We start from the raw sequence: 12,085 nt of genomic DNA, 5'->3' as shown, positions 1-12,085 counted from the left end.
CCCACACTGCAGATAGTCACATACTAGATAACGTTACTAATCATGTAATGCTCCCATAAAATGACGAGCAAATAACCATAGAGCGATGGCTCTTTTCTTGTGGAGAGAAGGCGTATGGCTACACCACGGCCAATAATACCAATATTTTCTGATAAGGCAAGTCGTGTCAGGCTTAGCTTTGACTCTTGGGTGTGGCCTATCGTGAATAATAAAGTAGCTGAGTTGTCGTTATGGAGTGGTCGTTAAAATAAATCTATATTGCATTTTGTTATGTTTGGTATTTTTTAAAAGCGAATTATTGCCATCATTTTTGTTAATTAATTCTATCATTCATAATGCTGACTTGTTTAAGGCATAAGTAAGTAATATCGATGTAGCAGTAAGGATATAGCATGACTAATGATGAGCTTGAGCGTGCAGTAGTAGACTATATTCTGGAAAAAAATCTGATTCCACCGCAGAAGCTTATTCAGGCAAAGATAATCACAAGCTATTCTGATAATTTGATCTATGAAGTGCTTTATGACTTAAACTTGTTGTCTGTTGACCAGTTAAATAAAATATTGTCAGAAGTAACAGGTTTCCCTGTCATTGATCCTCTTTATGAAATAAATAAAATAAACATTCCAGAAGAAGTGTTGTCACTTTTGCCCAATGAGTTGGTGCTTCAGTATGTGATTTTTCCTTTCCGGCTTGAGGATAATACGCTTTTTGTAGCGATGTCTAACCCTACAGATAAAGAGCTAGTTGACCAGATTGAAAAGAAATCTGGATATCCCGTTAAACGCTTTGTTTGTTATTTTAAGACAATACTTCGTGCAGTCGTCAGGCACTATTCGTACATGGAGGGTAAAAATTTTAATGATGTTATTCAGGACGCAATTGACGAGGTAGAAGGGCGCAAGGATATCAAACCTGAAATTAGCATTTGGACTGAACCTTTAGGTAAAGCATTAAAGCGAGAGATAACACTTTTTACGAATAAAGCAGAGATGCCTGCAGAGGGTGAAGTGGGTGTCTCTATGTTAATTCAACAAATTATTGATTATGCGATTTATATAGGTGCTAGTGATATCCATTTTGAAGCATTTGAGGATGCAATTAAAGTACGTTTACGTAAAGATGGTATATTAGCAACTCAATGGTACTTACCAAAAATAATCCAAAATAGACTATTTAATCGTATAAAAGTAATGGGTAACCTTCGTTCAACAATGAGCACTTATGCACAGGATGGCAGTTTTACCTATCAGAATATTGTCGATGCAGGTGTTGATATACGATTATCTACCGTGCCAACGATTCATGGTGAGCGGATTGCCATGCGTATTTTGGATAAAAATCGTAGGGTGCTTGAGTTAAATGATTTAGGTATTCCTCCAAAAGAGTACCAGACGTTTTTAAAAGCATTGAAATCCAGTCAAGGATTAATTTTAAATGTAGGGCCAACGGGCAGTGGTAAAACAACAACCATATACGGTGCATTAGACTTTTTAAACAGGGATTTCTGCTCAATTATTACCATGGAATCGCCTATAGAGTATCAAATCAGTGGTGTCAGCCAAATTCATGTTGATGTAAATAAAAAGTATAATTTTGTTGAAGCTTTTTCTGATGTATTGCGACAAGACCCTGATGTTATTCTTTTGGGTGAAATATTAGACCGAGAATCTGCACAAGTTGCTGTTACAGCTGCTTCAACGGGACATTTGATTTTCTCAACATTACATGCCACTTGTTCCGCATTTGCCATACCCAGGCTACTGTCATTAGGTGTTGATGCTTCAGTACTTTCTGATGTACTGCGGGTTATAGTGGCACAACGGTTACTGCGTATACTGTGCCCTCAATGTAAGGTTATTGATGAGTTATCAGAAGGGCGACTGCAAATGCTTGGGTTAACCAGAGAAGATTTGGGGTCGAATAATTACTATCGAGCCAAGGGATGTGAGTATTGTAATCATCGAGGCTACTTGGGACGAGTAGGCTGCTTTGAAGTGTTAGAGGTAGATGATCGTATTCGAGAAATGATTCTAAATGGCAATACTGGTTTGGATGTTTACTATTATGCACATCAGCATGGTATGCGTAGTATGTTTCATGATGCACTCTTTAAAGCACAACAAGGCTATACATCGTTAGATGAAGTGATTTATCAAGCACCTACATTTAAACGCGTATAGTTTTTTCACTATAATTATAAGCATGCTACATGATAGCAATGAAAAACTGTTATAGGTATCTCTCATACACAGTATACTCAATGCACAACTGAGTGTTGCGCACAACACATTAAACATCATTTTTGGTGTTTATCATTGACTATATTCCCATTTTTGCCTTTCAAATAGAGTTATATGAATTAGTTATCATATATATCATATGAATATTTGGATAGAATTAACTCTATAAATAAATAGAAGTTATAGTTTTATTAATATAGCCTCAGTTGAGGGTAAGGTTCTCTTTTGTTTGGTTGTAAAATGAGAAATAAATAACGAATTAACAATCAAAACTAATTTTTGATAATAAGTATAAAAAATAATGTAGTTAGGTTGTCACAAACTCAAGGGCACCTCTAAAAAATAGTGCATTTCTAGAGGTGCCCATAACAAAAATATTTGAAGTTTAGGCTGAGGGTTGGGTATGAAGGGTTACAAGCAAACATTATACGGTGGTTTAATTATATGTATGATGTCCACAGTGTGTAATGCACAGCCAGGTAAAGTATATGACGACTCAGATGCTGTTATTATAACAGATTCGTACGATGATATTATGGGTAAGCCAACTAAAACATGGTGGCAGCCAAAACCTGGCTTAACCTGGTGGTGGCAGATTGAAAACAGCGACACAATGTCTACCGACATAGATTCTGATGTTGTGGACATTGACTTGTTTGATGCCAGTGAAGGTGGCCAAAATAGTAAGATTCATCAGTTTAAGAAACAAGGTAAAAAAGTTGTTTGTTATTTTAGTGTGGGTACTTATGAAAAGTGGCGAAGTGATGCTAAACGTTTTACCAAAGAAACATTGATTCCCAATGGCGACATGGATGATTGGCCAGATGAAACCTGGTTGAATATTGGTGATTCAAAAGCATTGGTGACAATAAAAAGTATAATAGAAGACAGAATCAAACTTGCAAAAGAAGCTGGTTGTGATGCTGTTGAGCCTGATAATGTTGATGGTTTCGAAAATACCAGTGAGACCAAGGGCTTTATCAAATATGAAGACCAATTGAAGTATAATAAATGGCTAGCGAGTACAGCACATAAATATCAGTTGGCTGTTGCATTGAAAAATGATATGCAGCAAGTGGGAGAACTTGTTGATTTCTTTGATTTTGCAGTTAATGAACAGTGTTTTGCGTATGATAATGAATGTGTACAATATGAATCAACTTTCTTGAAAAAGAATAAAGCGGTGTTTAGTCAGGAATATGGTGATGCTGATGGTTTAAGTAAAACGGAATACGAAAAAACAGCATGCCCTTACTTTAAAAGCCAGAATATTGCTTCCCTTTGGAAAAAAAACACCGGTCTCGATGGTAAACAAGTTGTAATCTGTAAGTAATATAAATAACATAAAAGCTTTCTCTGCCGTCATCATGACTCACTTCAATGATTGTGGGAAAGCTTGGTCATTCCTGTTTTTGATGCCACAAACCCCCTTTCTTAGACCGCTATTTATCTTAGTTAAGGATAAATATACCTAAAACGTAGGGTTTTTATACCCCTTGGGCACAAGGGTGCGGCCGTTAAAACTCCTGCATAAACTGGATTCCCACCATCCTTGGTGGTCAAGAGCGCTGACAACAAACCCTAAAAATGATGCGTGAAGGGTATAGTTGAAATATGAAAAAGTCATTGATCATTTATAGCAATTTGTTGACAATACTTTCCTATACCCGTTACAAATACAAAATGTTGTATATGCATAACAAAGAGCATATTCAATTCGATGGCAGCCAGGATGGCAATATAAAAATAACTTACTCATTGTAAAGAGTAGAATAAAAAGATAGGGAAAAACGCAGGCATGGTTAGCACAGACTCAGACGTATCATCCGTCTCTACGGCTGATGAAAACTATTTAAGCAAGCGTCAATTAAAGCAAGGGGCTGTAGGCTGGTTTTTACTGACCTTCTTAGGGGTTTCTTATGTTATCTCTGGCGACTTTTCTGGGTGGAACTTTGGCTTAGCACTGGGTGGTTTTGGTGGTTTACTGATAGCAACCATATTAATGGCAATTATGTATTTATTGCTGGTATTTTGCTTGGCTGAGATGTCATCTACGTTGCCTACAGCGGGTGGTGGTTATGGTTTTTCACGTTGTGCTTTAGGGCCTTGGGGAGGGTATATCACGGGCACAGCGATTATTTTGGAGTATGCTATTGCCCCCGCAGCAATAGCGGTATTTATTGGTGGATATATGAACTCTTTGGTCGGGATTGATGGGCCACTTATATATTTTCTATTTTATGCGGTATTTGTAGGGATACACTTATTAGGGGTAGGTGAAGCCTTCAAATTAATGTTTGTGATTACAGGAACTGCCGTTGTTGCCATAGCTGTATTAGTTGTAAGTCTTCTACCTCATTTTAATGTTCAGAATCTTTTTGATATACCTGTCAGTGAGGCCGCATTAGGTGCAAATCTCTTTTTACCCCATGGTTTTATGGGTATTTGGGAAGCAATACCCTTTGCCATTTGGTTTTTTTTAGCCGTTGAAGGTGTTCCATTAGCTGCTGAGGAAGCGCATACGCCCCATAAAGATATACCTAAAAGTATTATCTATGCGATGACTATTTTAATTATTATTGCTTTTTTTGTTTTGTTTTTAGTGCCTGGCGTTGCCGGTTCCGCCAACATGCAAAACCATACGGCACCATTAGTCGGAGCTATTCAGAGCGTTCATGGTGAATCATCAAGTGCAGCATTATTTGTTAATATTGCAGGTTTGGCAGGTTTAATAGCTAGTTTTTTCTCAATTACCTATGGTTACTCGAGACAAATATTTGCCCTCTCTCGTGCAGGTTATTTACCCAAAAGTTTGTCATTAACATCTCGTAGAAAAGTACCCGTTTTAGCGTTAATAATTCCAGGCGTATTTGGTTTCTTATTATCGTTGACGGGGGAAGGAGACTTGTTAATTACCATGGCGGTGTTTGGGGCAACATTATCTTATATTATGATGTGTATTTCTCATTTGTTATTACGGAAAAGACCATCAAGTAAAAAGTCAAAGTTTGTGACGCCTGGCGGTGCTGTAACTTCTTGGGTTGCTTTAATTTTGGCAATTGTCGCGTTTATGAGTACGTTTCTTGCAAATATTGTTGCTGCATGTTGGGCAGCAATATTTTTTGGAATTATGATTTTGTATTTTGCTTTGTATAGTCGCTTTCATTTAGTTGCATCAGCACCTGAGGAAGAGTTTGCTGTAGTGAGTAAGGCTGAGAAGCAGATCTACTCTTAAGGGTCCTCTGAAATGCATTTTTACAGTGATAGCTGTGTTAGCTTTGCACTATTTTCTTTCATAAAAAGTGACTATTTTAGAGTAATTCTCATGAAGAGGAAAATACGTGTGTATGATGACAAGGATGTAACATGGATAGTTTAAAAAATGCCAAACAAATGATAAATAATCACCCTGCATCACATATCAAAGTCGGTGTGTTTGATATTGATGGTATTATGTTAGGGAAATATTTAAGTAAAAAGAAATTTATAAGCGCATTAGAGAATGGCTTCAATTTTTGTGACGTCGTATTAGGTTGGGATAGCAAAGATCAACTTTATGATAATGTACAGCACACCGGTTGGCATACTGGATATCCAGATGCCGCATTACAGATACTTCCTGAAACAGTGCGTACCATTCCTTTTGAAAATAATCTACCTTTATTTTTATGTCAGTTTGTCGGTAAGTCAGCAGGGGTCTGCCCAAGACAAGTATTACAGCGAGTTTTACAGCAAGCAGGACAAATGGATATTGATGTTTATGCTGCGTTTGAATATGAGTTTTTTATGTTTGCAGAAAATGCTGACTCAGTAAGAGATAAAAAGTTTGCTGAATTGAGACCTTTTACGCCAGACCACTTTGGTTATTCAATTATTAGAAATTCTGTTCATGCCGAATTATATCATGAGTTATTGTCGTTAGCGGAAACAATGCAGTTTCCTATTGAAGGTATCCACACTGAAACGGGTCCAGGTGTCATTGAGGCTGCCTTAGCGTATTGCGAAGGTTTAAAAGCTGCAGACCAAGCAGCTTTATTTAAAACTTTTACAAAAGTGTTTGCCCAACGACGGGGGTTGATGGCTACATTTATGGCAAAGTGGTCTCCTGAGTTTCCTGGTCAAAGTGGACATTTACATGTATCACTGCGCTCTAAAAAAACAGGGAAACCATTGTTTTTTGACGCAAGTGAGACGCATCATATGAGCAAAATACAACAGTATTTTGTGGCGGGTTTGCAGCAGCTCATGCCTGAATTTACTGCAATGATGGCTCCAACAATAAACAGTTATCGCCGACTTATACCTGATTATTGGGCTCCAACTCATGCAACGTGGGGAGTCGAAAATCGAACAACAGCACTACGGGTAATTCCTGGTAATGAATATAGCCAGCGAGTGGAGCATCGTTTGCCTGGTGCTGATGCAAATCCTTATTTAGTGTTAGCGGCTGTGCTGGCTGCTGGATTGTGGGGCATTCAACAACAGATAGAACCGTCTACTGCTGTTAAAGGAAATGCCTATGCCCTCAAAGATGATTCACTTGTATTGCCTAATAACTTATGGGATGCCAGTCAGCGTCTTAAGGAATCAATGGTAGCAAAAACTTTTTTAGGCGAAGAGTTTGTATCGCACTTTGTGAATACCCGAGAGTGGGAAGTCAGACAGTTTAGGAAGCATATATCGAGTTGGGAGCTGGATCGGTATTTTGAAATCATCTAGACAGAACTTTTAATCTATACCCATAACGAAGGATATATACCACAGCAAGGAATGCACATTATGTCTACACAATTCCAAACCATAAGTCCTGTGGATAACTCTATTTATGTTGAAAGAGAATATGCGACAGGTGAGCAGATACAAACTGCCTTGGAAGAAGCACAAAAGGCTCACATCTATTGGAAAAATGTACCGCTTACACAGCGTGTGCAATTGTGTACACAAGCAATTGAATTATTAAAAACAAAACAAGACCAATTAGCCCGAGAAATTTGCTGGCAAATGGGGCGACCCATTGTACATGCGGGAGGGGAAATTAATGGTGTTATTGAACGTGCAGAGTATATGTTAAGCATTGCTGAGTCAGCATTAGCCCCTATTCAGGTTCCAGGTAATCATACCCGTATTCGTTATATCCAGAAGGAGCCATTGGGTGTGGTGTTATTAATTGCACCATGGAATTATCCTTATTTAACTGCAATTAATACATTAATTCCTGCGCTTGTTGCGGGTAATACTGTGATTATTAAGCATTCTACTCAAACCCCTTTATGTGCTGAACGACTGGTAGAAATTTTTCTGGAAGCTGGTTTTCCAGATAGTGTTTTTCAGTATTTACACTTAACTCATGCAGGTTGTGAACAAGTTATTGAACATCCAGCAATAAATTTTGTGGCTTTTACTGGTTCAGTCGCGGGAGGGCGTTCAATAGCAAGTAGTTCTGCTCAGTATTTTAAAGGGGTTGGGCTTGAGTTGGGAGGAAAAGATCCTGCTTATATCCGGGAAGATGCTGATCTAGCTACAGCCGTTGCTTCAGTTATGGATGGAGTTTTTTTTAATGCGGGACAATCATGCTGTGGTATTGAGCGTATTTATGTGCACAAAGCAGTCTACCATGACTTTGTTGAGGCAGCCTGCCAATGGGTTAAAGCATTAAACCTTGGTCGTCCTGATGAGTTAGCAACTACCCTAGGACCGATGATCAGTAAACAGGCCGCAACTGCTGTACGTTCACAAATAAAAGAAGCGGTAGCTTGTGGTGCAACCATGCTTATTGATGAGTTTAAATATGCCTTATCACAACCCGGTACGCCTTATTTAGCTCCGCAACTATTGGTTAATGTAAACCATTCAATGTCAATAATGAACGAAGAATCGTTTGGTCCAGTGGCAGGAATCATGTTTGTTGATAATGATGACGAGGCTGTTTACCTGATGAATGATTCAGACTATGGCTTAACTGCAGCCATTTATACACAGGACATTAATGTCGCTAAGTCGTTGGGTGAGCGTTTGGAAACCGGTACTGTATTTATGAATCGTTGCGATTATCTTGACCCTGCTTTAGCCTGGACAGGTGTTAAGGACTCTGGACGTGGTTGTACACTATCCCTTCTTGGCTATGATCAATTAACACAACCTAAGTCTTATAATCTACAACTCGCAGAGGCTTAAGGGTATGGCAACAGAGACCTCTATCAACACCTGGAACTATCCAACTACGATTATTGCAGGACCAGGCTCTCGGCAGCATCTTTTGTCTTGTATCGATCAATTGTGTATAGAAAATCCATTATGGGTTGTGGACGCTCAATTACGATCTATGGCTGAGATTCAGTCGCTAATAGAGCAGCTTAGTTCTATAAAACATATGTCTTCTGGCTTGAGTATCTTTGATCAGTTTTTAGGAAACCCAAGTGAAGTCCATGTAGCTGCTGGCATTAAGCAGTTTAGAGCAGGTCGGCGCGATGCTGTGATCGCTATTGGTGGTGGTAGTGCATTAGATATTGCAAAAGCCATTGCTTTAATGGCGCATCAAGAGAATCTTTCATTATGGCAGCTGGAAGATGTGGGTGATAACTGGACTTTAGCGGATGCTTCAAAAATACATCCCATTATCGCTATCCCAACAACAGCGGGTACAGGGTCAGAAGTAGGACGAGCTGCAGTTATTACTAATAATGAAGCTAAGAAAAAAGTCATCATTTTTCATCCAATGCTACTGCCCAAACGCGTAATACTTGATCCTGAATTATTAGTTCATTTACCTTCAAAAATAACAGCGGCTACGGGAATGGATGCCTTAGCACATAATTTAGAGGCACTATGTACTCCAGGCTATCACCCAATGGCTAAAGGTATTGCGTTAGAAGGAATCCGTTTAATTCATGAAAACTTATTCTTAAGCTATCAACAGCCGAATAATCTTGTCGCAAGAATGAATATGCTGTCTGCTTCAATGATGGGGGCAACAGCTTTTCAAGCTGGCTTGGGAGCAATGCATGCGCTCGCTCATCCTTTAGGTGCTTATTATAATATTCATCATGGACTGCTGAATGCTATATTGATGCCTTATGTTTTGCATACCAATGCAATTTGCTGTGAAACCCTATTCCAGCGTTTAACTGCATACCTTCAGTTAACGTCAAAGCAACCCAATCAGTCTGCTTCTACGGTACTTATTGATTGGGTTCTTCGTTTAAGAGAGTCACTTGAGATTCCTCATACACTTGGAGAGGTTGGCGTTGATGAGGATTGTTTACCCTTTGTGGGTAAAGCGGCGAATGTTGATCCATCTGCTGCGACAAACCCACAGTTATTATCTGTAGAGGATTATCAGTTATTATGCAGCAATGCACTTAAAGGAATTTTGTAAAAATAAAGGATAAGTAGAAATGAAACTGGGTATATTACAGTGTGATGATGTGAGACCTGAACTAGTCGGTAAGCATGGTAACTATCCCTCAATGATTCAACAGTTACTTTCAAACGTAGGGTCTCCCTGTGAGTTTTCTACTTATCAAGTTCATAATAATGAGTTTCCTGATCATGTCACTGCATGTGATGGATATATTACGACAGGTAGCCGCTTCAGTGCTTATGACGACCTTCCTTGGATACGTCTCTTAGAAGCATTTTTTTTGCAAATAGCTGAAACGAATATACCTATCGTGGGCATTTGTTTTGGTCATCAGGTAATGGCTCAGGCGTTTGGCGGTCAGGTGGCAAAAGCTGACAATGGGTGGGGCGTTGGTATTTATCAGAATGATATTTTATTAAAAATGAGCTGGATGAAGCCTGCACAAACGACCCTTAGCTTAGTGGCGAGTCACCAGGATCAGGTCATTCACTTACCCTCTGATGCAACTCATATTGGTGGGAGTACTTTTTGTGCTAACTATATGGCGCTATATAAAGAGAATATGTTGGGTATTCAAGGCCATCCTGAATTTTCAAAAGCTTATGGAAAAGACTTACTCACTTGTCGCATAGACGTGGTTCCTGAACAGGTAATGAAAAATGCATTAGCGAGTTTTAGTGATAAAGAGGACAGCCAAGTTTGTGCCCAATGGATAATGAGTTTCTTTAATGAATTCAAACGTCAAACTTACAGTAAACTGTATTAGGGATATGAGTCTACTTGTCCTTATTTTATGAGTGCTGTTATTTTCAAATTGATGTTTCTATTGTTCCTTACACACCCTTCAAAAAAGCATGGTTGAGTGGTGAGCAACTGCTTAGTCTTATGCTCACTGTTTTAGGCTGTAATACTGCCTTAATCTTTCAATAAATTACAATTTTTGTAAACACTCATTTCTTAATGGCCTTTTAGTAAAGTATGACAAAAGAGTGGTCTATGCTTAATAACAGATAACTCATAAGTAAATGCTATTTATATGCGGACAGTTAATTATTTATTGCTTGCTTTACTATGTCTCATTGGTTCGCTGCAGGCTGCACCGTACAATATTGGTGTAATACCGAAATCAACAGCGACAAAGTTTTGGGATGAGGTTCAAAAAGGAGCAAAAGCAGCAGGAGAAGAGCTTGATGCCAATATTGTTTGGTCTGGACCTCGTCAGGAGAACCAAAGCCAAGCGGGCTATATAAAACGAATGATCAAGAGTGAATTAATTAATGCTATCGTCATTGCGCCAAGTCATCATAGCAAATTACAACGGGTTTTGCTGGAGGTTGTTAACCGTAATATTAAGCTGGTTGTGATTGATTCAAATATAAATAACGTTAACTATGATTCTTTTATTGCGACTGATAACTATCTAGCGGGCACTAAAGCAGCAGATTTTATGGCAAAGTTTTTGGGTGAAAATGCCAACATTGCTGTGATACGGTTTCGCAAAGGAAACGCATCGACTGAAGCGCGAGAAAATGGGTTTATTAATACAATAAAAAATACTGCAAAAGTAAATATTGTTTTTGAAGATTATTTGGGTCCTAGTACAGGTTCAGTGTATCATGAGGTAATTAAATTATTAAATTTACGACATGATATTGATGGTTTTTTTACGCCAAGTGAAGCAACCACTGAGGGGTTATTGCGGGCTTTTTATAAAATGGATGCTAATAAAATTCCAGTCATAATTGGATTCGATTCAAATGACTTCTTAGAGGAAGGTCTCAGAAAAAACATGTTGAAAGGTTTGGTCGTCCAACAACCTTTCCAAATGGGGTACCTCGGTGTTAAAACAGCAATACGTTTACTAAACGGTGAAAAAGTAAAGAAGAATATTTTTTTGCCAATTAAAATTATCACTGCTAGCGATCTTATACAAAGAGAACAGAACCTTAATAGTCAATAAAGATGTTGGCGTTCAAAAAGGAAAATACTGATAGCGAAGGACGTAGGAAACAGAATGAATAGGTTAAATGCCAATACGCTAGTAACCCCAAAAAAGTACCTTATGTCCAGATTTGTGATATTAATATGTTTGATCTTTTTATTATCTGGATGTGGTAAACCAATCCCTGAAAATAAATTGGACTATGTTGGTCAGTGGCAAAGTGAAGAGATGCGACTTTTCATTGCTCGTGATGGAACTGTAGCCTATAAGCGGTGGAAAAATGGAGTAACGACATCAGTTAATGGTCCGATTACAGAATTTATAGAAGATGATTTTGAGGTTGGTTTGTTATTTTTAACGACCCGATTTGAGGTATCTACTCCACCAAAACAAGTGGATGGAATCTGGCAAATGGTGGTTGATGGCGTAGTATTAACAAAAGTTGGGGAATGAATTATTAGTCGAGGAATAAGGCTAGCCTTGTCAGTTTATTACGTTAACTGTATACTTTGTGGCCACCTCAGAATTAATATGAAAGGA

10 protein-coding genes are annotated in these 12,085 nt (G+C 38.5%); all 10 read left to right on the top strand.

The window, feature by feature from the left end:
- Positions 1–114 precede the first annotated feature (114 nt).
- The 10 genes from KCG35_RS26615 (at position 115) to KCG35_RS00555 (ending at position 11,998) form a co-directional block, all read left to right on the top strand.
- Entirely contained in the window at positions 115–246 is a 132-nt protein-coding gene (locus KCG35_RS26615; RefSeq protein WP_255561848.1) for a hypothetical protein, read from the top strand.
- A gap of 146 nt (positions 247–392) precedes the next feature.
- Positions 393–2,183, top strand: a complete 1,791-nt coding sequence (locus KCG35_RS00595) for a GspE/PulE family protein (RefSeq protein ID WP_215817715.1) — start codon at positions 393–395, stop codon at positions 2,181–2,183.
- A 463-nt stretch (positions 2,184–2,646) separates the two neighbouring features.
- Positions 2,647–3,576, top strand: coding sequence for an endo alpha-1,4 polygalactosaminidase (locus KCG35_RS00590; RefSeq protein ID WP_215817714.1), 930 nt, complete (start codon positions 2,647–2,649; stop codon positions 3,574–3,576).
- A gap of 465 nt (positions 3,577–4,041) precedes the next feature.
- Positions 4,042–5,478 (top strand): ethanolamine permease, encoded by a 1,437-nt coding sequence (gene eat, locus KCG35_RS00585; RefSeq protein ID WP_215817713.1) that lies wholly within the window; start codon positions 4,042–4,044, stop codon positions 5,476–5,478.
- A gap of 131 nt (positions 5,479–5,609) precedes the next feature.
- Positions 5,610–6,962: a glutamine synthetase family protein gene (locus tag KCG35_RS00580; protein WP_215817712.1), complete on the top strand. Its 1,353-nt coding sequence runs from the start codon at positions 5,610–5,612 to the stop codon at positions 6,960–6,962.
- A gap of 60 nt (positions 6,963–7,022) precedes the next feature.
- Positions 7,023–8,417: an aldehyde dehydrogenase family protein gene (locus KCG35_RS00575; protein ID WP_215817711.1), complete on the top strand. Its 1,395-nt coding sequence runs from the start codon at positions 7,023–7,025 to the stop codon at positions 8,415–8,417.
- Between the two features lie 4 nt (positions 8,418–8,421).
- Entirely contained in the window at positions 8,422–9,618 is a 1,197-nt protein-coding gene (locus KCG35_RS00570; protein WP_215817710.1) for an iron-containing alcohol dehydrogenase, read from the top strand.
- 19 nt (positions 9,619–9,637) lie between these two features.
- Positions 9,638–10,369 (top strand): glutamine amidotransferase-related protein, encoded by a 732-nt coding sequence (locus KCG35_RS00565; protein ID WP_215817709.1) that lies wholly within the window; start codon positions 9,638–9,640, stop codon positions 10,367–10,369.
- Positions 10,370–10,639: 270 nt separating this feature from the next.
- On the top strand, positions 10,640–11,563 hold the full coding sequence (locus tag KCG35_RS00560) for a substrate-binding domain-containing protein (RefSeq protein ID WP_215817708.1): 924 nt from the start codon (positions 10,640–10,642) through the stop codon (positions 11,561–11,563).
- Positions 11,564–11,617: 54 nt separating this feature from the next.
- Positions 11,618–11,998: a hypothetical protein gene (locus KCG35_RS00555; RefSeq protein WP_215817707.1), complete on the top strand. Its 381-nt coding sequence runs from the start codon at positions 11,618–11,620 to the stop codon at positions 11,996–11,998.
- The last annotated feature ends 87 nt before the right edge of the window (positions 11,999–12,085 follow it).

It is taken from the genome of Zooshikella harenae (genome assembly GCF_018837975.1).
In the GTDB taxonomy this organism is placed as follows: domain Bacteria; phylum Pseudomonadota; class Gammaproteobacteria; order Pseudomonadales; family Zooshikellaceae; genus Zooshikella; species Zooshikella harenae.
The sequence above is the reverse complement of the archived record's forward strand: the minus strand, read 5'-3'. Positions and strand labels throughout refer to the sequence as shown.